This is a genomic window from Snodgrassella alvi wkB2, from assembly GCF_000600005.1.
GTDB classification, from domain to species: domain Bacteria; phylum Pseudomonadota; class Gammaproteobacteria; order Burkholderiales; family Neisseriaceae; genus Snodgrassella; species Snodgrassella alvi.
The window spans coordinates 2,426,982-2,453,926 of the sequence record NZ_CP007446.1; the positions used below are offsets into that span (position 1 = coordinate 2,426,982).

Annotated in this window: 22 protein-coding genes; 10 read left to right on the plus strand and 12 right to left on the minus strand. The window is 44.9% G+C overall.

Annotated elements, in window-relative coordinates; translation table 11 throughout:
• Positions 1 to 115 precede the first annotated feature (115 nt).
• Positions 116 to 1,426, plus strand: coding sequence for an MFS transporter (locus tag SALWKB2_RS11100; protein WP_025331746.1), 1,311 nt, complete (start codon positions 116 to 118; stop codon positions 1,424 to 1,426).
• A gap of 155 nt (positions 1,427 to 1,581) precedes the next feature.
• On the opposite strand, the gene SALWKB2_RS11105 is transcribed toward SALWKB2_RS11100, so the two are convergent.
• The 3 genes from SALWKB2_RS11105 to SALWKB2_RS11115 all read right to left on the minus strand — a co-directional run bounded on the left by SALWKB2_RS11105 (position 1,582) and on the right by SALWKB2_RS11115 (position 5,763).
• A complete protein-coding gene (locus SALWKB2_RS11105; protein WP_025331747.1) occupies positions 1,582 to 2,718 on the minus strand; it encodes an acyltransferase family protein in 1,137 nt (378 codons plus the stop codon).
• Positions 2,719 to 2,808: 90 nt separating this feature from the next.
• On the minus strand, positions 2,809 to 4,593 hold the full coding sequence (locus SALWKB2_RS11110; RefSeq protein WP_038649085.1) for an assimilatory sulfite reductase (NADPH) flavoprotein subunit: 1,785 nt from the start codon (positions 4,591 to 4,593) through the stop codon (positions 2,809 to 2,811).
• A 192-nt stretch (positions 4,594 to 4,785) separates the two neighbouring features.
• Complete coding sequence (locus SALWKB2_RS11115; RefSeq protein WP_025331749.1) at positions 4,786 to 5,763, minus strand: L-lactate dehydrogenase; 978 nt, start codon at positions 5,761 to 5,763, stop codon at positions 4,786 to 4,788.
• Positions 5,764 to 6,447: 684 nt separating this feature from the next.
• On the opposite strand from SALWKB2_RS11115, the gene tehB reads away from it, so the two are divergent.
• Positions 6,448 to 7,308 (plus strand): SAM-dependent methyltransferase TehB, encoded by an 861-nt coding sequence (gene tehB / locus SALWKB2_RS11120; protein ID WP_025331750.1) that lies wholly within the window; start codon positions 6,448 to 6,450, stop codon positions 7,306 to 7,308.
• Positions 7,309 to 7,539: 231 nt separating this feature from the next.
• Here tehB and SALWKB2_RS11125 read toward each other — a convergent pair whose 3' ends face one another.
• From SALWKB2_RS11125 to SALWKB2_RS11145, 5 genes are all read right to left on the minus strand, one after another.
• Positions 7,540 to 8,202 carry an XRE family transcriptional regulator gene (locus tag SALWKB2_RS11125; protein ID WP_025331751.1) on the minus strand — a complete coding sequence of 221 codons (663 nt, stop codon included), beginning with the start codon at positions 8,200 to 8,202 and terminating at the stop codon, positions 7,540 to 7,542.
• A gap of 507 nt (positions 8,203 to 8,709) precedes the next feature.
• Positions 8,710 to 10,005, minus strand: a complete 1,296-nt coding sequence (locus SALWKB2_RS11130; protein WP_025331752.1) for a sulfate adenylyltransferase subunit 1 — start codon at positions 10,003 to 10,005, stop codon at positions 8,710 to 8,712.
• A gap of 7 nt (positions 10,006 to 10,012) precedes the next feature.
• Entirely contained in the window at positions 10,013 to 10,615 is a 603-nt protein-coding gene (locus SALWKB2_RS11135) for an RBBP9/YdeN family alpha/beta hydrolase (protein ID WP_025331753.1), read from the minus strand.
• The gene (gene cysD / locus SALWKB2_RS11140) at positions 10,615 to 11,529 is read right to left on the minus strand and encodes a sulfate adenylyltransferase subunit CysD (RefSeq protein ID WP_025331754.1); all 915 of its coding nucleotides are present in this window, start codon (positions 11,527 to 11,529) and stop codon (positions 10,615 to 10,617) included. The genes SALWKB2_RS11135 and cysD overlap by 1 nt, the downstream gene beginning before the upstream one ends.
• Positions 11,530 to 11,585: 56 nt before the next feature.
• Entirely contained in the window at positions 11,586 to 12,314 is a 729-nt protein-coding gene (locus SALWKB2_RS11145; RefSeq protein WP_025331755.1) for a phosphoadenylyl-sulfate reductase, read from the minus strand.
• Between the two features lie 253 nt (positions 12,315 to 12,567).
• Between SALWKB2_RS11145 and cysG the strand changes: the two genes are divergently transcribed.
• On the plus strand, positions 12,568 to 13,980 hold the full coding sequence (cysG, locus tag SALWKB2_RS11150) for a siroheme synthase CysG (protein ID WP_025331756.1): 1,413 nt from the start codon (positions 12,568 to 12,570) through the stop codon (positions 13,978 to 13,980).
• A gap of 70 nt (positions 13,981 to 14,050) precedes the next feature.
• Here cysG and bfr (SALWKB2_RS11155) read toward each other — a convergent pair whose 3' ends face one another.
• The 4 genes from bfr (SALWKB2_RS11155) to SALWKB2_RS11170 all read right to left on the minus strand — a co-directional run bounded on the left by bfr (SALWKB2_RS11155) (position 14,051) and on the right by SALWKB2_RS11170 (position 18,495).
• Positions 14,051 to 14,524, minus strand: coding sequence for a bacterioferritin (gene bfr, locus SALWKB2_RS11155; RefSeq protein WP_025331757.1), 474 nt, complete (start codon positions 14,522 to 14,524; stop codon positions 14,051 to 14,053).
• A gap of 10 nt (positions 14,525 to 14,534) precedes the next feature.
• Positions 14,535 to 14,999, minus strand: coding sequence for a bacterioferritin (gene bfr / locus SALWKB2_RS11160; protein WP_025331758.1), 465 nt, complete (start codon positions 14,997 to 14,999; stop codon positions 14,535 to 14,537).
• A gap of 1,014 nt (positions 15,000 to 16,013) precedes the next feature.
• The gene (locus tag SALWKB2_RS11165; protein ID WP_025331759.1) at positions 16,014 to 16,907 is read right to left on the minus strand and encodes an SDR family oxidoreductase; all 894 of its coding nucleotides are present in this window, start codon (positions 16,905 to 16,907) and stop codon (positions 16,014 to 16,016) included.
• Between the two features lie 187 nt (positions 16,908 to 17,094).
• Positions 17,095 to 18,495: an OmpP1/FadL family transporter gene (locus SALWKB2_RS11170; protein WP_157785038.1), complete on the minus strand. Its 1,401-nt coding sequence runs from the start codon at positions 18,493 to 18,495 to the stop codon at positions 17,095 to 17,097.
• A gap of 666 nt (positions 18,496 to 19,161) precedes the next feature.
• On the opposite strand from SALWKB2_RS11170, the gene SALWKB2_RS11175 reads away from it, so the two are divergent.
• From SALWKB2_RS11175 to SALWKB2_RS11205, 7 genes are all read left to right on the plus strand, one after another.
• A complete protein-coding gene (locus SALWKB2_RS11175) occupies positions 19,162 to 19,686 on the plus strand; it encodes a hypothetical protein (RefSeq protein ID WP_025331761.1) in 525 nt (174 codons plus the stop codon).
• Positions 19,687 to 19,773: 87 nt separating this feature from the next.
• Positions 19,774 to 20,853, plus strand: a complete 1,080-nt coding sequence (apbC, locus tag SALWKB2_RS11180; RefSeq protein WP_025331762.1) for an iron-sulfur cluster carrier protein ApbC — start codon at positions 19,774 to 19,776, stop codon at positions 20,851 to 20,853.
• A gap of 162 nt (positions 20,854 to 21,015) precedes the next feature.
• Positions 21,016 to 22,743 (plus strand): biotin--[acetyl-CoA-carboxylase] ligase, encoded by a 1,728-nt coding sequence (locus SALWKB2_RS11185; protein WP_025331763.1) that lies wholly within the window; start codon positions 21,016 to 21,018, stop codon positions 22,741 to 22,743.
• A complete protein-coding gene (locus SALWKB2_RS11190) occupies positions 22,740 to 23,549 on the plus strand; it encodes an SPOR domain-containing protein (protein ID WP_025331764.1) in 810 nt (269 codons plus the stop codon). The genes SALWKB2_RS11185 and SALWKB2_RS11190 overlap by 4 nt, the downstream gene beginning before the upstream one ends.
• A gap of 26 nt (positions 23,550 to 23,575) precedes the next feature.
• Positions 23,576 to 25,051: a lipopolysaccharide biosynthesis protein gene (locus tag SALWKB2_RS11195; RefSeq protein WP_025331765.1), complete on the plus strand. Its 1,476-nt coding sequence runs from the start codon at positions 23,576 to 23,578 to the stop codon at positions 25,049 to 25,051.
• Entirely contained in the window at positions 25,048 to 25,803 is a 756-nt protein-coding gene (locus tag SALWKB2_RS11200) for a glycosyltransferase family 32 protein (protein WP_025331766.1), read from the plus strand. Before SALWKB2_RS11195 ends, SALWKB2_RS11200 begins: the two co-directional genes overlap by 4 nt.
• Entirely contained in the window at positions 25,800 to 26,891 is a 1,092-nt protein-coding gene (locus SALWKB2_RS11205) for a stealth family protein (RefSeq protein WP_025331767.1), read from the plus strand. The genes SALWKB2_RS11200 and SALWKB2_RS11205 overlap by 4 nt, the downstream gene beginning before the upstream one ends.
• Positions 26,892 to 26,945: the final 54 nt, after the last annotated feature.

Sequence of the window (26,945 nt, forward strand, 5' to 3'; positions counted from 1 at the left end):
AAAACCTGAATAATCATTGTAGATATAATTTGATTATTTGTCCGCTCAGTAACAGACTTTACATTAACAGTAGTTTTATGTCAGGCTTGGCTATTGTTTAATTATCGGTATCAGCATGCACACGCGCCAGTTTTTGTCTTTATATGGTTCTATTTTTTTTCTGTTTTCCGGTTACGGGCTTTTTCTGAATTCTGCCGGGGTAAAGCTGACCCAAATGGGAGTCAGCAATATTACCATCGGTGTGCTGAATGCTGCTTTTTTTATTGGTGGTACGATTTCTGCTATTGTTTCTCACCGGATTATTTCACGCGTAGGACATATCCGCAGCTTCAGCGTATTTGGTGCATTGTTTGCTATTGCCGCTCTCGCCCATCTGATGGTAGAACAGTTGTGGATGTGGGGGATTTTGCGTGCAGTACTGGGTTTTTGTCACTATAGCTTATTAATGGTAGTGGAAAGCTGGTTTACAGCACGCAGCGTTCCTCAGAACCGCGCCAAGATTCTGGCTCTGTACGAAGTAGTATATTACATGTCGTCAGCAACCAGCGTTCTGCTGCTAAGCCTGAATATGACCAGTAATAACATTTTTACACTGGCTGCTATTCTGGTGATTGCCGCCACGTTACCGGTAGGGCTGACCCGTATGCAGCAACCGGAAATTCCTAAACGTGAACGTATCAGCCTGCCGCATGTCTTTTCTATCGTCCCACTGGCATGGATAGCCTGTTTTATGGCAGGGATTTTTATTAATGGCTTTTTCACCATGGGCTCGGTATTTATGCTGAAACTGGGCTACAGTCTGCCTGAAGTATCTCTGTTTCTGGGTTCTGCAATGATTGGAGGGTTTACCATCCAATTATTTATTGCCTGGCTATCAAATAAATTCGGGCGCCCGCGTACTATTTTCGGCTGTGCCTGTGTGGCTGCGGTAGCAGCAATCAGTGGCATGCTGTTGTTATTGGTGTTGCCGGGTAATATCTGGGCTCAGTGCGTGATTGCACTGGCTATCGGTTGTAGCGGCTTTCCGATGTATGCACTGGGGCTGGCACGCGCCAATGATGTTTTACCTGCCAATATGAATACAGTGGAAGTAAATCGCTGTCTGCTGTTTGTTTATGGTTTGGGCTCACTGGTGGCACCCCTGATTCTGGGTTCAGTTATGCAGCTGTTCAATCATTTCGGCTTCTATAGTGTATATGCGATTATCGCAACCATTCTGGCAGTATATGCGTATATACAGCCGGCTGTCCCTGTTTCAGAACGCAGTGTTTATGTGCCGGTATCCGGCAATGTTGGTCCGATGACCGCCGAGCTTGACCCGCGCAACAATGATGCTACTGACACACCGTATGATGCCCAAAGTGCAGAACAGCATATTCATGAAACTTTGCAGAATACTGATACGCAGGATCAGCCGGATAAATAACTATTTGCAAAGCAAGCAATATATCGCATAAACCATACTGCCCGGATCACTGAATTGTTCCGGGCAGAAATTATTGTTGTATTTAAATCCTGAATTATCTGTATCTGAAAGTGATACAACCAGTTGTCGCACCCTAGAAAAATTTGTTTGAACGTTTATTCTTTCAGCCACGAAAATTTACGCCGGCCTAAAGCAATAAATGGTTTTTCAATATACTGAAAAGTCAGAGTACAGATAGTTAGTAAAATCAACAATACTGCTGTAGATACTAATGTGTATTGTGTGCGATTCAAAACAAGATTTTGTACGGCAATATATTTATTCATACCATACCAGGCTAAACCATGAAGTAGATAAATACTATAACTGGCATCACCGAGCCGTATAAAAGCTTTTAGCCGTAACAGCCCGAATATATCGCCACCGAGCGCAATCAGACCAAACAGCATTGCAAACAGTGGTAAAAAATTAATGTTATAGTTACCATTAGTAATACAAAAAATCAGTACCAGTAACAGCACGATACCGATATCACAGAATTTTTTAGATATCTGTACAGTTTCTGACAATATTCTGGCCAGTGCGCCTATGGCAAAACAGGCAATAAAGTAAGCTTTTTGCTGATTAAATGGGGCAATCAGATAAACGGCAATAAATATTACGATTATTGCCAGAGGCAGTAAACCGGTTTTCGGGCGCAGAATACATATCAGTGGCAAGGAAAAATAAAATGCCCATTCCCAGTATAACGTCCAGTATACACCTGCATTAATCAATCGGGCGTCCTGCATACCGAATAATCCTGGTTTAATGCCAGTAATACCGGTATCAAACCAGTAATACAGATTAAGCAGCATATCACGTGTGACCAGTGTATGCCGTTGTAAATACAGTGCAAGTAATATACAGCAGGCAGAAGATAAACAAAATACCGGTGCAATGCGCAGCAGACGCTTCTGATAAAACTGTATCCACGAAACGGGGCCAGAATGCGCAAACAGATAACCTGAAAGCATGAAAAACAAAGTAACAGCGAATGCACCAAGACGCAGATTGAGCAGATTATGGACAAATACGGCCGGTGTCCATGGCTGGCCATGCAAATAATAATAGCTGTAAACATAATGATGCATGGCTACACTGAAAGCTAATATAAAGCGCAGACCATCCAGTCGCTCTATCCGCCGGCTACCGGGATTATCCATAAATGCAAACAGCTTGGTTCGAAATACTGCCCAGCACAGTATTAATAATCCCAGCATCCAGCCAAACATTTGGTATGAAAAAAGCATAAAAATATTAACAATCAGTAGTAAACACAACCTGATATTAATGTTTTTTTACGGTATCTGTGAATCTGGTTTTAAGAATCAGGCCTGCTGTTAGTATACGTCACGCTGATAGCGTTGCTGCTGACGCAGTTCGCTTAGATATTCATCAGCATCTTCAAAGCTGAGTTTACCCTGCTCAGTAACAATATCCAGCAGTGCCTGCTCAACGTCACGAGCCATTTTGCCGGCATCGCCGCAAACATAAATATGCGCTCCGCGCTGTAACCATTCCCAGATATCCTGTGCACGCTCCCGCAATTTATGCTGTACATAAACCTTTTCGTTTTCCTGACGGCTCCAGGCAAAATCGTAACGTGTCAGTAAACCGCTTTTGCGGTATTGCAGCCATTCGGCCTGATAAAGAAAATCATCAGTAAATTTCTGATTACCGAAAAACAGCCAGTTTTCACCTGCGTCACCATTGGCATCACGCTGTTGCATGAATGCGCGAAACGGTGCAATACCTGTACCGGCACCAATCATGATAATGGGGGTATTACCATCTTCAGGTAAGCGGAAACGGTGATTTTCTTCAATAAATACGCGTACTGCTTCCCCTTCCGGCAAACGTTCACCGAGAAAACCGGACGCACCCCCTGTATATTGCTGTTGACGCTGAATAAAACGCACCACACCCACGGTCAGATGAACTTCCTCGCCAACTTCATCCTGACTTGAAGCAATTGAATACAGGCGCGGTGTAAGCGGACGAAATAAATCATGTAATGCCTGTGCATCAATTAAATGCGGATAGGCTGCCAGCACACTAACTGGCGGAGTGGTGGCAATAAACTGTTTCAAGGCTGTACTGTCAGCCACGATTTCATCCAGTTCGGCATTTTGTATCTGCCGGGCATAGTTTTGTACCAGAGCAGGTGTATTCTGAGTAATATCCAGCTCATTCTGTAACGCTTCTCCGATACTTATTTCACGTCCATCAGCCATTCGAACCAGTGCATCGCTGTCTACCTGTGTATGCTGCAGAATTTCTTCTACCAGTGTGGCTGCATTCTGATAAAACACGCCCAGAGCATCCCCGGGCTGATAACGGATACCGGAACCGGTTAAATCGATTTCGATGTGTTCGACATCTTTGTTGGCTTCAGGTGTGGTGATCCGCTGACGCAAACTTAAGGTGGCACTGAATGGTGCTGCTTTGGTAAATACCGCAGTTTGTGCAGCGACTACACTTTGCTGAACCTCATTACTTATATTTGCGCTATTAGTGTTATTCAGCTCACTGATAAGAGCAATAATTTTATCCTGCCATGCAGCGGCACTACTCTGATAGTCGACATCACAGTCTGTTCGTTCAGCAAGGCGCTGCGCCCCCAGATGAGCCAGTTGATTATCAAAATCCTTAGCACACTGGCAAAATTGCGGATAACTGCTGTCTCCCAGTCCCAGTACCGCAAAGTGAAGCTGATTAAGAGCCGGTGCTTTTTTACCAAACAGATATTTATATAGTGGTAAAGCTTCTTCCGGGGGTTCGCCTTCGCCCTGCGTTGAAGTTACCAGCAAAAGAATATCTTCACTGGAGAGCTGCTTGATTTTATAGTCGCCGCTGGCGATTAAAGCTGCATTAATACCAGCAGCTTCAAGTTTCAGTTGCAGGCTTTCTGCCACACGACGTGCGTTACCGGTTTGTGAAGCGGATAAAACCAGTACCTTGCGTGCTGCAACCGGTTCTGCAACACCGGATACCGGCAACGCTGCCGGAGAAACCGTATTTTGCTGCTGACTGTTTGCCCATGCATAGCCGGACAGCCAGGCAAGTTGTGTTGGTGAAAGGCTGGTAAGCGATTGCAGCAATTCAGGGGAAATAGGTATGCTCATGGCTTGTGCTCGATAAAGTTATGATTAATGTAATTTTCAGACTGCAATAGATAGTCAGCCATACTAGCAAGCACAAAGTTTTTTGAGAAAGAAATGACGCTTATTTAGATAGAAGCAGTAAGAATATATAAAAAGGCAACCCTTCGGATTGCCTTGAATCGGATGGTCTGGCTTGCCTCCAGACTGTCCAGATTAGCGTTTAATACCGATTTCCGGAAAAGATTTACGCATCACTTCATCCAGATGGCTGGCTGAAGCACGCATTAAACCCTGCTCTTTTTCATTCAGCGGAATTTCAATTACCTGACGTATACCATGCCGGTCTAACACTGCCGGTGTACCAATATACATATCATTAACACCATACTGACCGTTCAAATAAGCAGAAACAGGTAAAATGGTATTTTCATCATCCAATAATGCGCGGCAGATACGTGCCAGAGCAGCACCGACACCATAGTAAGTAGCACCTTTAAGGCGAATAATATCGTAAGCGGCATTGACCACACGATCAGCAATAATATCCAGATCTGCTTCAGTAAAGCGCGGGTCACCTTTAATCCATTCTTCTATGGTCAGCCCGCCTACACTCAGGTGAGACCAGGCCGGAAACTCGGTGTCTCCGTGTTCACCCAGAATATATCCGCTTACTGTGCGCGGATCGACATTCAGTAAATACCCTACATATTTACACAAACGGGCGGAATCCAAAGATGTACCGGAACCGATTACCCGTTCTGCCGGAAAACCGGAAATTTTCCATGTAGCATAAGTCAGAATGTCAACCGGATTCGAAGCCACCAGAAAGATACCGTTAAAGCCAGACTCTACTATATGAGTGACAATGCTTTTAATGATATGCAGATTACGATTAACCAAATCCAGACGTGATTCACCGGGTTTTTGAGCAGCACCGGCAGTAATGACTACGATATCAGCATCAGCAGCATCACTGTAATCACCGGCGTAAATGTTTTTCGGATAAGTAAACAGTAATGCATCAGCAATATCTTTAGCATCACCATGTGCTTTATCACGGGCAACATCGACGATAACCAGTTCCTGACCGATACCTTGCAGGGTAGCAGCATAGGCAAAAGTGGAACCAACCGCACCGGCGCCGACCAGAACAATTTTCTGGTGATTTTTGGCATTAGTAGGCTGTAACATAAATCAACCTCGTTTCTATGGATAAATACAAAACTATATGAATTTATGCATAAATTGTAACAGATTATCATATACCATTTTTTTTATTTATTTATATTCATTATTCATTACAAATTTTGGTATATTAGGTCTATAAATATAATTTTATGTATATTTTTTGCCAGTTATATTGGTATTTTCGTGAATTTAATATAATTATATTTAATTTTGAATAATATCCTTACGCTGGCAAATTCTATTTTATACTTGACTAAAAACCAAAATATTGATCTTAATTTATAGAGACTTTATTGATTATTGATATAGTTAGTTATGAAAAATGGTTTCGGATTACTACCCGTAAAAACTATGTCAAATATTCATTTATTGTATTTATAATCTGCCTTTTTCTCTTAATGTTATCGCCATTCTAAAATAGAATAAATTATGGCCTTACAAATACCAGGCAAGAGGCATCATAAAATTTTGCATTAAAGGTAAATTGAATAAATATCTATTTTGATGATCAAAGGAAGATTTATTCTTGATATTCGGAATATAAATACTGGTTATTTTAAAGATAAAGATGCTATGTTATCTGTAAGGTAACAATAACAAATTTAATTAATTTTGAGTCATCTCTTTAACTAATCAAAAAAGCCATATACTATGGTATCAATAAGTTATTTTATTAATAGTGATGTGATGAAAAATTTAATTTGCTATAAAACGTTGCCAGTTTGGAATGCACAAACCTTACCGAAACAGTTTTGTGAACAGCATAATACGCAAACAGGTACCTGGGCAAAATTAAATATTATTAAAGGTCATGTGAATTTTGATATATTAACTGAACAGGGAGACATCATTTCTGAGCATGTTTTCAATACTCAGCAGCAACAACCGTTGATTTTACCGCAGCAATGGCACCGGATAGCTCAGATATCGGATGATTTGCAATGCCAGCTGGCTTTTTATTGTCTGCCGGAAGACTACACTCAGAAAAAATATCAAATGACCAAAACGCACTCTGAAGTACTGGCAGTTAGTCAGCTCATTTCAGCAGGGAAAGTTTTGGATTTAGGTTGTGGTTCCGGTCGTAACTCACTCTATTTACAGCAACTGGGTTTTGATGTTGATTCCGTTGATAAATCAGAGGTGAGTATTAATAATTTACAAAGCATTATTGCTAATGAACATTTATCCCATATTAATGCATCTGTTTATGATATAAATCAGGCTGATTTAACAGGTAATTACGATTTAATTATTTCAACAGTGGTAATGATGTTTCTACAGGCAGACAGAATTCCCGATATCATTCGCAATATGCAAATGATAACAAAACCGGGGGGATATAATTTAATTGTCAGTGCAATGTCCACTGACGATTTCCCTTGTACAGTCGGGTTTTCGTTTACTTTTAAAGAGAATGAATTGCGTAATTATTATCAGGACTGGAATATTCTGAAATACAATGAAGATGTTGGTGAACTGCATAAAACCGATAGTGATGGTAATCGAATAAAACTGCGATTTGCCACTTTACTGGCACAAAAAAAGTAATATCTCAGGATGTAGTTGAGTACAATTGAAAACATGCAATGATTAAATAGAAAATTCAATAATAACTATATAAGATTAAAAAGCGATAATGCCAGTTTCAGACTAAGTAACACTTATTTGGAAACAGTCAGATCTGCTTCCCTGGAACCAGCAGAGCATTAGTAAACAATTTACTGAATTAAAAGTAAAAGTATCCGGCTTAATTAAAAAATAACATGATAATGACACCAATTACAACTCTACAGCGTAATAAAATATCCGGCCAATGATAATAATGTGATTAGCTGGTATACAGACATCACTATATTCCTTTGTATTAAAGGCATGCAAACGTATTTCTTCGTAGGGCATTGAATATAGTTTCCTGATGCGATACTGGTGATTTTGTTTAATCAGATATAAATTACCATCAATAATATTGGTGCGGTTTAAATCTACTGCAAAAATAGTCCCGTAAGGAATAATAGGTTCCATACTATTATCATTTACCGAAAAGCACACCACCATTTGCGGATTGATTTTTTTACGCTCCAGAAGCTCAGTTCTTAAACTGATTCTTTTACCGTGCTGAATATGCAGTTGTTTTGACTGCACACTGCCGGCCTGTTCTATTGAAGAATAAAATGGAACGAGTGTTTGATCCTGATTTTCTGCAATAATATTTACTTCCGCAGCCAATGTTGTGGTTGTAGCCGGAAAAGGACTACCACGGCCTTCACGTAACCAAGATAAACTGACACCCAGTATATTGGCCAGTATATCCAGATTTTTCGGTTCGTAATGACCATTCTCCCATTTAAATACGGCAGTTTTAGAAACCCCCATTCTATCAGCCACCTGTTGCTGTGACAGAGCCACATGCTTGCGCGCCTGTTTAATCCGATCGCTTAACATCAGTTATCTCCTGACTCAAATACAGAATGATGTTAACGTAAATCGTGTTATGTTTTGTTTATACGAATAATCATTTTTAATATATAAAATATGGAAATTTATCCAAAAAAAGTTAATATTATTTACCCTATATAAATTATCCAATAATATTAATATGATAATTCATCATAAACTTTAATTAATATCATATTACATTAACAATTTGACTTTTTAAACTTTCAGTTTAACGTCATTTTTACATATTTTTTACACAAAAGTTTGATATAAATCTTATTCTGACATTGTATGTTTGCATTCAAAGCATCAGATATTTACCTATTAGATATTAAATATATCTGAATTTTGCCGGATAAATAATTTGAAACGACGAATAAATTTAATAAATATTATCTACAAGTTAATATATGCCAAAACAATACCAGCCTGAGTATCAGGCTGGTACCAGACAGACAGAATATTAATTCTGTCTGCTTATTTTCAATAGATTAACTATTATTGAATGCGGTTTTAAGCAACAGAAACAATCATACCGGCTGCAACAGTATGGTTGGTGGCTTCATCAATCAGAATAAAGGCTCCGGCAGCGGGATTATCCTCATAAGTCGTTGCTACCACGGGTTTCTGAATACTAAGCTGTACACGGCCAATATCGTTTAGCTGCAGGCTGTCGCTGTCTTCGCGATGGTTCAGGCTTTGAACATCCAGCAGATAATCAACCTGTCTGATTTTGGCGTATACCGTCTGAGTAGTATGCTTGAACCAGTAGCGGCGGGCTGAGTTTAAGGGTTTGCTGTCGAACCAGCACACGGAAGCACTGATGGTTTTCACTGGCTGTAATGCACTATCTGCTGCCACCAAACTGTCGCCCCGAGAAACATCAACATCATCTGCCAGTACCACAGTCAGCACAGCTCCTGACTGTGCCTGCTCCACCTGACCATCAGGCGTATAAATGGCCGCTATGGCACTGGTCTGCCCTGCCGGTTCAATACGTATACGGTCGCCCACTTTCAGGGTACCTTGTTCCAGACGTCCCTGATAACCGCGAAAATCATCTGCGCTGCTGCCATCCAGCCGGGCAACCCGCTGAACAGGGAATAATGCAGGAGCAGACAGTAACTGGCTGCTGCGATTGGCAGCGGGCAGGCTTTCCAGCAAAGGCAACAGAGGCTGTCCCTGATACCATGGCATATGCGCACTGGCAGTCACTATATTGTCACCATTCAAAGCTGATATGGGTACGTAGCTGATATTGTGTAAATCCAGAGCAATAGCCAGTTCAGCATAAGCACGCTTAATGGCATTAAATTTTTCTTCACTGTAATCCAGTAAATCCAGTTTGTTTACTGCCACAATGATATGCGGCGTACCCAGCAGTTTCAGAATTGCGCTATGACGGCGGGTTTGCGGCAGTAAGGCTGGTGTATGTTCAGTGTAATCCAGTCGGGTGGCATCTATGAGAATAATGGCTGCATCAGCAGTAGATGCACCTGTAACCATATTGCGTGTGTACTGCTCATGCCCCGGCGTGTCAGCAATAATAAATTTACGCGCCGGCGTAGCAAAATAACGATAGGCTACATCTATAGTAATACCCTGCTCACGCTCAGCGGCAAGTCCGTCAGTTAGCTGAGCAAAATCAGGAATGCCGTCGGCGGTACGTTTGTGCTTGCCGTGATACAGCGAAGCAACCTGATCAGCCAGTAAGGACTGACTGTCAAACAGCAGTCGTCCTATCAGCGTGGATTTACCATCATCTACGCTGCCGGCAGTAATAAAACGCAATACAGAATCAGTACTCATCGGTGTCTCACTTTTTTAAGGTTGCCGCCTGTGCCAGCATCTGTTGCAGGCTGTCCCGGGCAGGTTCCAGTTTTCTGAAGCCGTCTTCTGCCATCAGATGGCCGCCATCAGGGATATACTGAATACTGCTATGCAAGGCATGGGCAATATCGTTACTGGCTGCTTCGGGAACATATGGGTCATTAGTTGAAATAATGCTGTGAACCGGCATACTGATTTGCTGCAATACTGCAAAATCCGGCTGACTGGCATCGATATAACCATCCAGTATTTGTAGCTTGGGCAGGTGTGCGGCAAATCCGGCAACCAGAATCAGACCGCCCAGCCGTGCAGGTTTATGCCGGCTGAGAAATTGCAGCAGTGTAATAACGCCAAGACTATGACCAATCAGAAAAGTCTGTTCATCCGGCTGCCCGATAAGCTTATCCAGTGTCTGCTGCCATTGCACTGCCTGCGGATAATCCGGCTGAGGCATAAGCGGTACGGTTACTTCTGCACCGGTTGGCCGGATCTGTGCAGCCAGCCAGTCGAACCAGTTATCCTGCGGACTGCTCTGAAAACCATGCACAATAAATATTCTGGCCGGTAATACCGTTTGTTTTTCTGTCATCAGAAATAACCTGCTTTCTTGCGCTCTTCCATCGCCGCTTCCGATACCTGATCATCCATACGGGTAGCATTACGTTCGGAAATCGTGGTTTGTGCGGTTTCAGCAATAATTTCTGCTGCTGTACTGGCTGTACTGGCTACCGGACAGGTGCAGGAAATATCGCCGACAGTCCGGAAACGCACACTGCGCACAATACTGACTTCACCTTCTTTTTTCGGTGTCAGCTCTGTTACCGGTACCAGCATAGCGTTACGCTCAACGACTTCTCGCTGATGTGCATAGTAAATCTCCGGCAAAGCAAGCTGTTCACGCGCGATATATTGCCAGATATCTAGCTCTGTCCAGTTGGAAATCGGAAAAACCCGCATATTTTCACCCGGATGCAGACGTGTATTGTACAAATCCCATAATTCGGGACGCTGGTTTTTCGGATCCCACTGACCAAATTCATCCCGAAAAGAAAAAATCCGTTCTTTAGCCCGGGCTTTTTCCTCATCCCGTCTAGCGCCGCCCATTAATGCATCAAAGCCATTGGCTTCAATTGTTTCCAGCAGAGTGACGGCCTGTGCGGCATTCCGTGAATCTGTAGCCCGGCGCAAAGTAACACTGCCGCGGCGGATCGACTCTTCTACACTGCCGACAACCAGACGTGCACCGAGGCGGCGTACGACTTCATCACGAAAAGCAATAACCTCCGGGTAGTTGTGTCCGGTATCTATATGCACCAGTGTCAATGGCAGTTGCAGGCTGTGTCCCGGAATCTGAAAGGCCTTTACGGCCAGAGACAGCAGCACCACTGAATCCTTGCCGCCGGAAAACAGTAATGCCGGATTGCGTGCTTCGGCCACTACTTCGCGGATAATATAAATAGATTCAGCTTCCAGCCAGTCCAGATGTTTGTCTTGAATACTCATGATATTCCCGTTACGGGCACAGACCATTCTGTCTGCAACCCTGAGTTGATTTCAGCTTATTTATGTAAACCACATTCTTTACTGTCCTGACTTTCCCACCACCAGCGTCCGGCACGAATGTCTTCACCTGCTTTTACTGGGCGGGTACAGGGCTCACAGCCGATACTGGGATAACCTTGCTGATAAAGGGCATTAACCGGTAACTGCTGCTGCCGGGCATATGCCCATATTTCAGTTTCCAGCCATTCAGCCAGAGGATTATATTTAGCCATGCCGTGCACCTGATCCTGCTCTGCCAGAGCCAGAGCCGTACGTGTTGCCGACTGCTCACGCCTTTGTCCGGTTATCCAGGCATCAGCCTGACTCAGAGCACGACCAAGCGGTTCGATTTTGCGGATATGACAGCACTCACGCCTCAGTGCAACACTGTCATAAAAAGCCAGTTTGCCGTGAGTGGCGATATATGCATTAACAGCGTGTTCATCTGGCCGGTATTCCGCAATATGAATACCCCAGTGCTGACGCACTGCCCCGAGCAAGCTCAGTGTTTCACTGTTCAATGCACCAGTATTAAGCGTAAATACTTCAATAGGCAGCTGTTCGCGGGCAATCACATCAGTAATGACCATGTCTTCAACCGCCAGACTGGAAGCAAATTTAACATGGTGATGCTGCTGTGCAATCTGCTGCAAGCGTGTTGTCAGCTCGGTCGTCAGAGCCGGCAGGCGGCCGGTGGCAGCCGCATCATGCGGAGGAGTCCACAAACGGGGACGCAACATGGTTATCATTATCCTGAATGCACAAATTATTAATGACAGTAATTGTTTAACCGGATTACTGTCTGAATAGCACAAATAGTAACAAGTGCAGCCGGCATGGAGGAAAGAATAAAAATTTCTTTCTTTATAACCAAACTTCCGGTCACTGATGCTGCTGTTACAGATATAACTGCCAACGCTTTGGTTAGAAAAAATGCTTCTTTTTCATCCGGGCACCGGCGCTTATAAGATAGCGTATAAACAACAACGACAAGTCAGCATGAATCACTACCCGATTTTTACCCAACTACACCAGCGTAAGGTATTACTGGTGGGTGGCGGCCACGTAGCCGAACGCAAAGCCGGTGCTTTATTAGAGGCAGGTGCGCATCTGCTGGTCGTCGCACAGCAGACTACAGCCAGATTTAAAGAATGGTTTGACCGGCAACAGGCTGAACATATAAGTACCGAATTCAGCCCTGATTTATTAAGCGGTATTTTTCTGGTGATTGCCGCAACCAGCGATCATGCGCTTAACCGGCGTATTTTTCAGGCAGCCGAAGCAGCAGCCACTTTCTGCAACTGCGTAGACCAGCCTGATTGCTGCTCATTTATTGTCCCGGCACTGATTGACCGCAATCCGATACAGGTAGCGGTAAGCAGCGGCGGTCATGCACCTGTGCTGGCACGGCTGATTCGTCAGCAAATTGAATTATTACTGCCCTTTTCTATCGGACGGGCAGCGGCGATAGCCGGACGCTGGCGTAAACGAGTCAAAGCCACACTGCACAACATGAGCGAACGCAGGCGTTTCTGGGAATATCTGTTTGAACACAGCCGTTTTAACCAGTATATTGCCCGTGGCAATGAATCAGCAGCAGAAACACTGCTGCAACAACAACTGACACAGCATCAGCCTTTGCCACAGGGCGAAGTTACTCTGGTCGGAGCCGGCCCGGGCGATGCCGGTCTGCTGACCCTGCATGCTTTACAGGCGATACAGACAGCAGATGTGGTGTTATATGATGCACTGGTTTCAGCAGAAGTACTGGATCTGGTCAGGCGTGATGCATTAAAAATCAGTGTAGGCAAACGTTGCGGACACCATCAGGTACAGCAACAGCAAACCAATGAATTACTGGTACAGTGGGCGCAGCAGGGAAAACGCGTTGTGCGTCTGAAAGGCGGTGATCCGTTTATATTCGGTCGTGGCGGAGAAGAATGTGCCATATTGCAGGCTGCTGAGATTCCGTTTCGGATTATTCCGGGTATCAGTGCCGGTCTGGGAGCAACTGCCTATGCCGGTATTCCGCTAACCCATCGTGATTATGCTCAGAGTGTATTATTTATTACCGGCCATCAGCAGCTGGCCGACCAGCCTTATGGCTGGCAGACACTCGCCCGTAACCGGCAGACACTGGTCATTTACATGGGTACGCTGAAAGCGGCTGAAATCAGCAGACAACTCATTAACCACGGACGTGCTGCCGATACACCGGTTGCGATTATCTCTCATGGTACAATGTCCAGCCAGAGTGTCTTAACCGGCAGACTGCATCAGCTGGCCGATCTGGCTCAACAGGCTGATACACCAGCTCTGATGGTTATCGGTGAAGTAGTACAGTTACGGGAGCAACTGGCATGGTTTAAACAGATGGATAACCAATCTGTTGCCAGTGAAGCTGCTGCATAGAAATTAATCATTTCTCCGGCTGAAAAAACAACACGTTCGCAAACGTGTTGTTTTTTCATTCAGGCAAGTATCAGTCTGCCTGCGCTGCGGTCTGGGCATAATTAGCCAGACCAACTTCTTCAATCAGGTCTAGCTGTGTTCCCAGCCAGTCCAGATATTCTTCATTTACTGCTTTTTGCTGTTCAAGCAAATCACGGGAGACAAAATCCAGCTGGCTTTCACATACTGCAATGGCATCAGCCAGTGCCACATGTTTTGCCTGTTCTGCCTGCTGGTCACATTGCAGAATTTCAATGATATTTTCGCCAACCAGAATTTTGCCGTATTCCTGTAAATTTGGCAGTCCTTCCAGCAGCAGAATACGTTCAATCAGTGCATCCGCACTTTTCATATCGCGAATCGAATGTTTGTATAATGCCTCACCCAGTTCGGCAAAACCCCAGTTACGTAATATCCGTGCATGTAAAAAATACTGATTGATAGATACCAGCAGCAGACCCAGATTTTTATTCAATGCCTGTAAGGCCAGACGATCACCCTGCATATCTTTCTCCTTACAGCTGGCTTTGCAGATAATTCGGCAAACCCATTATTTCAATCTGGCGTAACTGTTGCTCCAGCCAGTGGGCATGGTCTTCTTCAGTATCTTTCAGCTGTGTCACCAGAAACTGCCGGGTGACGTAGTCCTGTTCCTGCTCACACAGCTTAATTGCATCTTTCAGATTCTGGCGTACACAAAGCTCTGTTGCCAGATCATTTTCAAGCATACTAATCACATCAGTACCGACATTAATTGCATCCGGTACCATTTCCGGTTTGCCATTGAGCATCAGAATACGGTGAATAAACTGGTGAGCATGATCGGTTTCTTCCTGCATCTCATGGTCTATACGCTGAAAAAGCTTCATATAGCCCATATCTTCATACATGCGTGAATGCGCAAAATACTGGTCACGTGCGGCCAGCTCTCCTGCCAGTAACCGGTTTAAACAATCCAGTACAACTTTTTTGCCTTCCATGTCTGTTTCCTTTTTACTCAAAACTCTTCTGCTAATTCGTCCAGACAGGCATGCTCAATCACTAAACAGTCGTCAACAAACCGCCCTGACTCATTTGCCGTCATAGCCTGAACGTCATTCATAGAATTTTATTTATTAATTTATCGTTGCCGGTATCATCAGCAGATTAGGCGATGCACTGACATCGCGCAGTCATTTATACGGGGAAAAATATTCTAAAATAATATCTTTTCTGTCTTGGGTTGCAGACTATCACTAGCCCGCAACCCGACTCCCCTCTAAATAGTTGTATTAACAAAGCAATAAATTCTGCATAATCATCAATACAACCATTCAGGGTTATCATAACATTAAATTAAATAACTATTTTTAATCTAAATAAAACTAATTTTCATAATAATTTGATAAAATATTCTCAATTTAACAAAATATTAAATAAAAACATAGCTTTATAACAATAATAGTTATCACCATCTATTAAGCTGTTGTAAACAACCTGAAATAGCCATTTAATTTATAAAATATTTATAAAATTTAACTTATTTTCACTATTTATTTTTATTTTTACAGCTACATACCCATAATTTTATCAGTTAGTTATCCATGTAAAACATAACTATTCGCATTTATTATCGGAGCAGAATATACCAATAAAATAAATACTGCTTAGTATCAAAATTTATGAAAATAAAATAGTTTACCTGAAAGATAGGCAATGTCCGGAACTTCAATATTGAAGCAATTTGTTTAATACAAGGCTAATACAGTCAATTAGTAGTTATTTACAGATACAGGGTAATACTCCTGACCAGAATACAAGAATCATACCGGATGACTTTTGAAAATGATGACTATAGTCTGTCAAATAAGTACTGGCTGGTCAGAAGAAAGCAGAAAATCCGTCTGTAATTAACAAAAATCCGTACCGGAATTTAAGCTCTCCGGCTGATAAACAATCAGAGCGGAAAAAAATTTCGGTACGGATTAATACAGATTACGGTTTAAAGTACTGGCTTACAGCACAATACCACCAGTTACTCCGTATACCTGTGCTGTCACATAGCTGGATTCTTCAGACATTAAGAAAACATAGGTAGATGCTAGTTCGGCAGGCTGTCCGGCACGACCAAGTACTGATTCACTCTGACCGAATTTCGGAATAGCTTCAGGAGGCTGACCACCGGTAATTTCCAGTGCAGTCCAGATTGGGCCGGGAGCCACAGAATTAACCCGGATACCTTTGGCGGCAACCTGTTTAGCCAACGCCTGAGTAAAAGCCACAATTCCGGCTTTAGTAGTGGCATAGTCGACCAGATTCGGGCTAGGCTGATATGCCTGTACAGAGCTGGTCGTCACAATAGTGGCACCAGCAGGCAAGTGCGGCATAGCAGTCTGAATTACCCAGAACAGGGAAAAAATATTCACTTCAAAAGTCTTTTTCAACTGTTCGGTGCTGATATCACAGAAACGCTCTACCGCAGTCTGTTTACCAGCCACTAAAGTCAAACCATCAAGGCCGCCCAGCTCAGTATGAGCTTTTTCAACCAGCTGTTTGCAAAAATGCTCGTCACTCAAATCACCGGGTATGCACACCACCTTACGGCCGGCTTCCTGTGCCAGAGCAGCAACCTGTTTGGCATCCTCTTCTTCAGCTGGCAAATAATTAATGGCCAGATCGGCACCTTCGCGTGCATAAGCGATAGCAGCAGCACGACCAATACCTGAATCGGCACCAGTTACCAGAATTTTACGGCCGTGCAAACGACCATGACCTTCATAGCTTCTTTCACCGCAATCCGGCACCGGATCCATTCTGCTCTGCAAGCCCGGTGCAGGCTGATGCTGTTTAGAAAAATCCTGATGGTAGTACTTGGTTCTTGGATCTTGTAAACCTTCTTGATGCTTCATAATACATCTCCTTGTTTAACAATGCTTTATCCAAAATGGAACAGCTGAACCATCATACGACAGATTAGTACACAACAAAGAAAAGTATCTGTAATTTATGTCAATATTCTAGTTAAAGTTTATTAATCTCAATGGCTTAAAAAAACAATAATCAAATGATGACATCAAGCAGCCATCCGGACAGATTTCAGAATCGGTAAGTATACGAAACACCGGCAATATGCGCATTCGAACGATAATCGGCTTCACCGCGCACATTGCTTGATACATGTGTTCCTTCATCCTGCTGATTCATATGTGTATGCTGAATATGCAGATAAGCATACGATACCGCTACCGTATTCTTTTTATCCACATCATACTTAAATCCGGCACCAAACAGCCAGCGGTTACCATCAGGAATAGTAGACAGACGCGAAGAAGCACTGCGTACTGGCGACTGGTCATAATTCACGCCGAAACGCCACTGCAAATGCGGATTCTGCTGATAGGAAGCACCCACGCCAACCGCATAAGTATCACGCCAGTTTGTGGCAATATGAGTGGTATTCGAAGTAGCACCATGTACCGGATCAATTGCCTTATCATTCTCAAATTTAATATCCAGAGCATGCAGACGTGAAGAACGCGTCCAGCTCACATTGCTGAAAACATTCCACTGCGGATTGACCTTCCACATACCGTGTACAGATACTACTTCCGGCGTAGTAATCTGTACCTGTGCACCTTCCAGAGCCTTAAAGCCAAACTGCTCAAACAGCGGAGCATAGTTTTCTGCAAATTTGCCCATAGGTTTCCAGCGCGCAGTACCGTGCAAATGCTGATTAATCTTCGAACGATAGCTCACACCTACCCGGACATCATCATTAATGTCCCATAACCAGCCGGCATTAAAACCATAGCCCCAGTCATTACCCTTGACTGTTGCGCGTGCATCAAATGCGCCCGGAGCTTTTTGATGTAATACAGATTGCGGTATTCCCGACTGTGCACTGCCTACCGGCGTAAAATCCGCATATTTCTGTACTTCTGCATGCAGGTATTGCGCAATCAGCCCCACACCCAGTGAATGTCTGTCATTAATTTTATAGGCAACAGCCGGATTAATATTCAATGCCTTTACGTTGGTTTTATTTACGTTATAGCGCAATACTGAATCAGAACTGTCATTGGTTCTGGCCGCATACGGAATATATACCCCAAGTCCCATACCCCATCTGTCGTTCAGGCGATGGGAAAAATACAGCTGCGGCACCAGTTGCGCAGTATTGGCAATATTGCCATGCTCAGGTCCCTGTACTGCGGAACCATCTGAAAATACACCTCGCGCATTACTGTATTTAATATCGGGCTTAATCACAAACAGATTAGTCTCTAGCTGGGTGCCATCCAGATGTACCAGTCCGGCAGGATTATTGACAATTGTTGCCGCATCGGCCGCTTCAGCAGCGGCAGCATTCCCGGTTCCAACAGCTGTTACCGACTGTAAGCCCAAATGATATCCGGAAGCATATACAGGAGAAATAACTATCGTCGTACTGATTAAGACCGCACTTATTTTCATCACAACTGGCAAACGTCTTGTCATTGTGTTTATTCTCAAAAGCATAAAATAAAAAAGACCTTATTAAAGGTCAGAAAACAAATAAAAAATTCAGTCAAAAATTAAGAATAAGATAAATTTGAGTGTTTATTCTAACTCAAAAAAGTAAATAATGCCGTTTGATAATCTTTACAATTATTCAACTAGATTAAATTACCCGTATTTAAATTCAATTAATTTTTACTCTTATAGCATATAAAATAAGAATAAAAATCATTATTTTTCAAATAGCTATTTTTTTAACTAAAGAAAATACACTAATTAAAACCAGATAAAAAATATACAAACTAAAAGCATAATAAATTAAATAACAATAAAATTGTTTTATTCAGGCTGAATTTGAAACATATTTGCCTGATATGATTTTCAGTTTGCTTATGCCTGACTGGTCATTATTTCTGGCTGGTAAACCAAACCATAAATAAACACAAAATTGTTGATTACCTGAAAATGAATACTGGATAGTCCGCAGTGCAGCACACCAGCGTTTCATTATTCTGCTGGCAACATTTGCCCGACTTTGCAATCATTAATTATTTTTTATACAGCAGTTTCAGCATTTATAAGCGAAATAATCCGGCTACCAGCCATTTACAGTCGCCTGTAGCAGTGGGTACACTGTCGTATTATTGATTTCGATAGCGAAACAACATGTTTCAACGTTTGAAACGCACCTGGCCACTATTACTGTTATGGCTGGATCTGATTTACAGTTTCATACTGAATATTGTTGCCAGTATTTCAATGGAACAGACACCAGTACCACGCAATAGTTTACCGGTATCACCAGACATTGCCTTTAGCTGGTTACAGGTAATCGCCAACGGCGGTATGGTATTCATTCTCAGCCTGGCTTTTCGTACACTGCTACAGTTAAACCGCGCAGTACAACAACAGCAGATATGGCCGCTGACATTGCTCAGAACAGCTGCGCTGCTGATTGTACTGGCGTTTAGTTTACCTGCATGGTGGCAATGGTCATGGGCATTATGGTCACTTGCACACGGACAGCTGGTTATAGACTGGCATAATCTGCATTACCTCATCGTTTCCATACTGTTACTTTATCCTGCCCCTCTGTGTCTGCGTTTACTCTGGATCCGCAGCCGGCAGCAGCACAGCAAAGCTGACTCCGGCAGCTCTGCTGAATCTGAAAACACCCAGCCACCAACCTGATTATTCACTACCGTCTTAAGCAAATACTGGCTGCAGACCAAATAGGGTAAAATATGCGCCGGAAATACAGTTGCGGACTTAATTTGCATGAACACACAATCCATTACCGCCTTACTTAACACAATATCTATTCCGGACAGTAACCGTACACTGGGCAGTGAAAAAGCCCTGAGTAATGTTACCGTCACCAGTGACGGCATTCATCTGGATCTTACTTTTCCCTATCCGGTTGCCCATCTGATTGACGAACTGCAACAGCGTATTGATCAGGCCATTACCACTGAATTCGGTGACACACCATTATTTGTTCAGGTACAACTGGCGATAGGTAAACATAAAGTACAGCCCGGTGTGCAAACCATTGCCGGCGTCAAAAATATTATTGCGGTTGCCTCAGGTAAAGGCGGTGTGGGCAAATCGACTACCAGTGCTAATCTGGCAATTGCCCTGAGCCGCATGGGTGCCCGTGTCGGCGTCCTTGATGCTGATATTTACGGCCCCAGCCAGCCTACCATGCTCGGTGTCGCCGGCCTTGAACCGCGTCAGCATCAAGATAAACTGATTCCAGTCATGGCTGCCGGTGAAATTCAAGTGATGTCCGTTGGTTTTCTGGTTGATACTGATCAGGCAGTTATCTGGCGCGGCCCGATGGTTAGTCAGGCTTTACAGCAGCTTCTGTTTCAGAGCCAGTGGGATGATGTCGATTATCTGATTATCGACTTACCCCCCGGTACAGGCGATATCCAGCTGACACTGGCACAGAAAATTCCGGTTACCGGTGCGGTTGTAGTGACCACACCGCAGGATATAGCACTGATTGATGCGCGCAAAGCAGTCAATATGTTCCAGAAAGTCAATATTCCCATTTTCGGCGTACTTGAAAACATGTCGGTGCATATCTGCTCTAACTGCGGCCATACCGAATCTATTTTCGGACAGAATGGCGGTAAACAGCTTGCTGATAAACTCGGTGTTCCCCTGCTGGGTCAGCTACCGTTAACAATGGCTGTACGTGAGGCCATGGATAACGGTACCGCCGGCATACTGGCAGAGCAGCAGCCGCAAATAGCCGGCTTGTATGAACAGGCTGCATGGCAGCTGGTGCAGGCACTGGCAGATCAGGGTAAAGACTATAGCCGGCGTTTCCCCAAAATTGTGGTCGAATAAACCTGCACAGCCAAATACATTTACCGAACCATGCGATAATATTCACAACGGTTGTGACTGCACGGCCGTTTTAACAGCCTGTCTGCATCCGGCGCAGCCGTCAGACACAGCAAATTGAATTTAACCTGTTGTAACCAATGACACCCTTGGTGATGCCATTTTATGAACACACCGTTTTGGCCGTTACTGGCCTTGCTTGCCGATGGTCTGGCACATGAAGTCCAGACACTGGCAGGCATTCTGAATAAAAAAATACCGCAGCTCAATGCAGCATGGCAGGATATGCCTGCCCATATCCAGAATCTGCTGCGTCAGCGTAATGGTGTCTGGCAGCTAACTAAAACTCTGGCATTAATACCGGAACACATCTTCAATACCAGTGCCCGTCAGTACGGGTTTAATCCGCAGCTGCTGGAGCAGACCACATCGACCAACAGCGTCCTGCTGGAGCAATTGCGCTATGCACCGGTAAATACAGCGCCGCAAATCTGTCTGGCTTATGAGCAGACTGCCGGGCGCGGACGTCAGGGCAAATCATGGCAAAACCGCATCGGCGACTGCCTTATGTTCAGCCTGAGCTGGTCATTTAAGCGGCCTCAGGCAGAACTTGGCGGTCTGGCGCTGGTAGTAGCGCTGGCTGTCGCACAAACTTTACGCGGGCTCGGTGTAGCGGCACAAATTAAATGGCCGAATGATCTGATGCTGGATAAAAACAAACTTGGCGGCATCCTGATTGAAACCATAGCGCAACAGAATCAGACTACTGCTGTTATCGGTATCGGTATCAATTTCAGTCTGCCTGATCAGGTAGGCACAGCCGCAGCTATTCTGCCTCTTCTGCCACATGCACAGGTAACACAGATTTTTCAGGGTATTCTGGCCAAACTGGCAAAATATCTGCCTCTGTTTGACCAGACCGGGCTAGATCCGTTTCTTAATGATTACAACCAGCTGCATCGGGATCAGAGACAAATAGTCCATCTCTTAGCCAACGGCAAGACCATTGCCGAAGGTACCGTTAACGGGATTGCAGCATCGGGGGCTTTATTGCTGCAAACTGCCGTCGGAGAACGCAGCTTCGTCACCGGTGAAATCAGCCTGCGCCCGGGGACTGCACAGAATCGGGTACAAGCCAATAACAGAAAACGTTACCTGTTACTGGATGCCGGCAACAGCAAACTCAAATGGGCATGGGTAGAAAACGGCTGCATACAGGCTTATGGCAAAGCAGCCTACTACGACCTGAAGCCCCTGATACAGGACTGGGTCAGACAAGGAGCCGGCGTACAGCGCATTATCGGCTGTGCTGTCTGCGGAGAAGCCCGACAGCAGCAAATCGCCGGTATTCTGCCACTGCCAGTGCAGTGGCTGCCGTCTATGCCGGAAGCACTTGGTATCTGTAATCATTACCGCAATCCGGCCGAACATGGTGCCGACCGCTGGTTTAATCTCATCGGCAGCCGGCGCTACAGCCGTCAGGCCTGTGTCGTAGTCAGTTGTGGTACAGCCGTCACAGTAGATGCCCTTACCGACACCAACCATTATCTTGGTGGCAGTATCCTGCCGGGTTTTTATTTAATGAAAGAGGCATTATCGCGACGCACCGCCAATCTTAACCGGCCGCTGGGTAAACCATACGCTTTTGCCACCACCACCCCGAATGCCATGGCCAGCGGCATTATGGACGCAGTCTGCGGAGCTATTGTGCTGATGCATGCGCGCCTGCAACAGAAAATCGGTGCCGGCAAACCTGTCGACATTATTATTACCGGTGGGGGTGCCAATAAAGTGGCTCAGGCACTTCCTAATACATTTGTCTTAGACAACCGCATTGAAATTGTGGATAATTTAGTGATTTACGGTTTACTAAACTGGGTTGAATACGCATGAAATGGCTGTTTGCAATTTTAGTAGCACTCAATATCATTGTTTTTGGCAGCATGATAGCAGGGAAACTGGTACATAGTAATTCTGGTGCACCTGCTGCAGCCAGTGCGGCCAGCCCTGAAACAGAAGCTGTTGCACCCGCCAGTCCGGACATCAGTGTACGACAGGCAACAGAAACTGAAACTGTTGCCGGCAGCAATACAACAGCAGCTAAAGCTGCCAGCAAAACAGAAACTACTGCTGCGCCCAAAACAACTACTGCCGCTACTACTACTGCTTCCGACAACACTGACAAACAGGCTGCTGCTCCGACCAATACCTGTACTGCCACTGTTACCCTGCCGGAAGACGATTTTCATCGTATCAAAGGCCTGCTTACTCACTGGCCGTTTACCACCAGCCGCTTTATAGAACAGGTCAGCGCTCCGGCCAAAACCCGTCAGACAGCTGCTCCTACCCGCTACATGGTTGCCCTCTCTTCCGGTAATGACAGCAGTATACGTGCCCGTCTGCAGGAACAGGGATTTGACTACGGTGTTAATCAGGGTAAAGTCAGCCTTGGCGTATTTAACCGCCGTGAAGATGCAGAAGGCCTGATGGCGCGTGCCAAAATGCAGGGATTCAGTGACGCCTTTATCACCACATTGGGCGGTAGCAGCGACAGTGACAGCCAGCCATCCGGCAGTTCCGCTACCAGCATTGCCAAAATGCGCGTTGTATTCAGCGGTGTAGACAACTCAGCTATGCAGGACATCAACGCTATTACCGGTCGTTACGGCCGGATGCAGCGTAGTGGTAAATGTCATTAAGCCGGCACCTATCCGCTTAAATATTCATGAGTACCCGTGCAGTTATCCTGAAAAACATATCCGCTAATCTGCTGCTGCAACTGATAACTGCACTGGGCGGATTCATCCTGCCGCCGTTAATTGTTGTAACCTATGGTTCAGCAACCAACGGTATGCTGGCCTCTATCAAACAGTTTATTGCCTACCTGACTTTACTGGAGGCTGGTATCGGTGCAGCTGCCGTCGTAGCCCTTTATCAGGCGCTAACAGCACAGGATAACCAGCTGCGTAACCGCATTCTTGCAGCTGCCCATCACTTTTACCGCATCTCCGGCGGGCTGTTTGCCGTCGCATTACTGATACTGGCTATCCTGTTTGCCTGGCTCACCCACACCGAAATCAGTGCCAGCCTTACCTTTTACATGGTACTGATAATGGGTGCCGTGAATATTCTGGATTTTTTCTTTTTCGGCAGCTACCGTGCCTTACTTACTGCCGACCAGAAAACCTATATCATCTCCGCCATTCAGGCAGGCAGCATCTTCGTTAATATCGTCGTATGCTACTGGCTGATCCGTAACGGCTATAGTATTCTGACTGTTCAGTTTATCTCTACCCTGATACAGGCGAGTAAATTTCTGTTGTACCGTCACTATGTAAAACACCACTATCACAATCTGAGCCAGCATTACGACAAACATAACGCATATAAGCTGCAACAAACATGGGATGCCCTTACCCATCAGCTAACCGGTCTGCTGATATTCAGCTCACCACTGGTACTGATTACTTTTTTCCTGTCACTGAAAGACGCCAGCATCTACGCCGTTTATGCGTTGATTTTCGGCGCCATCAAAATGGCCTTACAATCACTGTCACAAGGCATGCAGGCTATTTTCGGTCATAGCCTTACCACAGATATCCAGCGTACCCGTCAGAATTTCTGCCGCTATAATCGTCTCTTTATGTGCTTTCTGGGCTGGGTCTATACATGCACCGGCCTGTTGCTGGCACCCTTTATTCAGCTTTATACCCGTAATATGACCGATGCCAACTACCATCAGCCCGTGCTGGCTGCACTGTTTTTACTGGTAGGCATTATTGAAAACAGCCGTATTCCGAGTATGACCATGATCATGGCCGCTGGTCGCTACAAAGATACTAAACCACAGGCATTGATCGAAGCTGCTCTGAACATTACCTGCTCAGTATGCTTTATACAGATATGGGGCAGTGCCGGCATTTTGCTTGCAGCACTGATATCATTTCTTTACCGCAGCAGTGAAATGGTGCATTACACCAGCAAACACATTCTGTCCCTGCCCTGCACCCGTGCCTATCTGCTGTGGCTGACAGTTTTTGCTACCATCGCCATTATCCTCACTATTGGCTGGCATCCGGTAAACAGCATCAGTGTACATACCTTTATCGATTGGATTAAACTTGGCTTTATTACCGGTCTGAGCACCGCCATACCCTTTGGCATCCTGTTAATTCTGATTTATCGCCGGCCTGCCCAATGATACCCAAACTGATTCACTATTGCTGGTTCGGACCTCAGCCACTGCCTGCCGCCACCCAACAATATATTGCCAGCTGGCGCCAGTTTCTGCCCGATTACCAAATTCAGCTGTGGAACGAACACAATTTTGACTACCAGGCTAACGTTTACACCCGTTCAGCCTATGCTGCCGGTAAATATGCCTTTGTAGCCGATGTCTGCCGTATTCAGGCACTTTATCAGCATGGCGGCATCTATCTGGATACCGATGTACAGATGATTGCCTCATTCGACCCATTCCTGCACCATCACTGCTTCACCGGTTTCGAACAAGGCATGAATCCCTATACCCGCGAGCTTACCTGTAACCCTCAGGCCGGCGTAATGGGTTGTGAAGCCGGCAGCATTCTTATGCAGGATATCTGGCAACAGTATCAGAATCTTGAATTCAACCCGCAGCAGCTTATTACCATCAACCAGTTATTTAAACAAATATACCAAAAGCACGGAATTATCCTTAACGATCAGCGGCAGGAAATTCCCGGCTATGTCTGCGTTTATCCAAGTGATTACTTCATGGCCAAAAATGCCTATACCCATGAACTGAACCGTACTACTAATACTGTCTGCATTCATCACTACGACGGTACATGGCTTAATGACAGTAAAGGCGTCAACCAGCTCAAACGCAGAATCCTGAACACTCTGCGTACTACACTTGGCGCCCGTAACAGCCAGAAACTGATAGCGCTGCTCAAACGGAAAAACCGATGAACACCAGTACTGACAATACCTCGATTGATTTTGTTCTGCCATGGGTAGACAACAGCGATCCGGACTGGCTGGCTGCAAAAAACCACTATCAGCCACAACATCAGGGACACAGTGACGCGACCAGTAATAACCGTTATCAGGATTTCGGCACCCTGCGTTATGTACTGCGCTCCATTGAAAAAAACTGCCCGTGGTATCACAAAATTTACCTGATAACCGCCGATCAGCAGCCGCCTTGGCTGAAAACCAGTCATCCGAAAATAGAAATTGTCAGCCACCGGCAACTGTTTATCCGCCCGCAGAATCTGCCAGTATTCAATTCCTCAGCTATCGAAATGAATCTGGTTAACCTTAAAGGCCTGAGTGAACAATTTGTTTATCTTAACGACGACACCGTCATTCTGCGCCCTGTCCCGCGTGAGCGGCTGTTTCAGCACGGGCTACCAGTAGACTTTCTCTGTCATGGCTGGCTAAAGCGCGGCAGCCTGTTTCGCCGTCTGCGCGGCCGCAACAGCTGGGTAGATGCACTGAATAACAATATTGCCCTGATTAACCGCCTGTATCAGCCGGCCTCACTGAATAAACAGCAATTATTTGCCCATAGCTACAGTTTGCGTGAAAAATTCAGCAATTTCCTGCTCAAATATCTTTACCGCCATTATTTCTGGTTTGCTCACTGGCATCTGCCCCAGCCTTACACCCGCAGTACCCTGCAACAGGTTTATCAGCACTTCGAACCGGAAATACTTGCCAGCACCGCAAACCGCTTCCGCGCCGGTAACGACCTCACCATCTACCTCAATCGCTACTGGCAACTGGCCAGCGGTGCATTCATACCCCAAAAACATAACGACGGCTTCGTACGTAACATCAGCAACATCACCGAACTGAATAACGCTATCCATTATCTGCATCGCCACCCGGAAATCCGTTTTGTCTGTCTCAACGATACCTGCACCAGCAACAACAGCACCGAACTGGCACAACTGCACGCTGCTCAAAGTGCATTTTACGAGCACTACCTGCCCGATCCGGCCTCATTTGAGCAAAACAGCCAGCGGCCATCATCACAGTATAAATCGATATAAATGTAAAAAAATCAGCAACTATCTTTGATGTAACAGCATAAACCTGCACCCACC

Excerpts from the sequence above, each read along its gene's own strand:
- SALWKB2_RS11170 (WP_157785038.1), bottom strand. The coding sequence starts at position 18,495 with ATGACAAGACGTTTGCCAGTTGTGATGAAAATAAGTGCGGTCTTAATC.
- SALWKB2_RS11175 (WP_025331761.1), top strand. The coding sequence starts at position 19,162 with ATGTTTCAACGTTTGAAACGCACCTGGCCACTATTACTGTTATGGCTG.
- SALWKB2_RS11205 (WP_025331767.1), top strand. The coding sequence starts at position 25,800 with ATGAACACCAGTACTGACAATACCTCGATTGATTTTGTTCTGCCATGG.
- bfr (WP_025331757.1), bottom strand. The coding sequence starts at position 14,524 with ATGCAGGGTGATCGTCTGGCCTTACAGGCATTGAATAAAAATCTGGGT.
- cysD (WP_025331754.1), bottom strand. The coding sequence starts at position 11,529 with ATGAGTATTCAAGACAAACATCTGGACTGGCTGGAAGCTGAATCTATT.
- SALWKB2_RS11200 (WP_025331766.1), top strand. The coding sequence starts at position 25,048 with ATGATACCCAAACTGATTCACTATTGCTGGTTCGGACCTCAGCCACTG.
- SALWKB2_RS11195 (WP_025331765.1), top strand. The coding sequence starts at position 23,576 with ATGAGTACCCGTGCAGTTATCCTGAAAAACATATCCGCTAATCTGCTG.
- apbC (WP_025331762.1), top strand. The coding sequence starts at position 19,774 with ATGAACACACAATCCATTACCGCCTTACTTAACACAATATCTATTCCG.
- SALWKB2_RS11110 (WP_038649085.1), bottom strand. The coding sequence starts at position 4,593 with ATGAGCATACCTATTTCCCCTGAATTGCTGCAATCGCTTACCAGCCTT.
- SALWKB2_RS11115 (WP_025331749.1), bottom strand. The coding sequence starts at position 5,763 with ATGTTACAGCCTACTAATGCCAAAAATCACCAGAAAATTGTTCTGGTC.
- SALWKB2_RS11105 (WP_025331747.1), bottom strand. The coding sequence starts at position 2,718 with ATGCTTTTTTCATACCAAATGTTTGGCTGGATGCTGGGATTATTAATA.
- tehB (WP_025331750.1), top strand. The coding sequence starts at position 6,448 with ATGAAAAATTTAATTTGCTATAAAACGTTGCCAGTTTGGAATGCACAA.
- SALWKB2_RS11190 (WP_025331764.1), top strand. The coding sequence starts at position 22,740 with ATGAAATGGCTGTTTGCAATTTTAGTAGCACTCAATATCATTGTTTTT.
- SALWKB2_RS11165 (WP_025331759.1), bottom strand. The coding sequence starts at position 16,907 with ATGAAGCATCAAGAAGGTTTACAAGATCCAAGAACCAAGTACTACCAT.
- cysG (WP_025331756.1), top strand. The coding sequence starts at position 12,568 with ATGAATCACTACCCGATTTTTACCCAACTACACCAGCGTAAGGTATTA.
- SALWKB2_RS11125 (WP_025331751.1), bottom strand. The coding sequence starts at position 8,202 with ATGTTAAGCGATCGGATTAAACAGGCGCGCAAGCATGTGGCTCTGTCA.
- SALWKB2_RS11100 (WP_025331746.1), top strand. The coding sequence starts at position 116 with ATGCACACGCGCCAGTTTTTGTCTTTATATGGTTCTATTTTTTTTCTG.
- SALWKB2_RS11130 (WP_025331752.1), bottom strand. The coding sequence starts at position 10,005 with ATGAGTACTGATTCTGTATTGCGTTTTATTACTGCCGGCAGCGTAGAT.
- SALWKB2_RS11185 (WP_025331763.1), top strand. The coding sequence starts at position 21,016 with ATGAACACACCGTTTTGGCCGTTACTGGCCTTGCTTGCCGATGGTCTG.
- SALWKB2_RS11135 (WP_025331753.1), bottom strand. The coding sequence starts at position 10,615 with ATGACAGAAAAACAAACGGTATTACCGGCCAGAATATTTATTGTGCAT.
- bfr (WP_025331758.1), bottom strand. The coding sequence starts at position 14,999 with ATGGAAGGCAAAAAAGTTGTACTGGATTGTTTAAACCGGTTACTGGCA.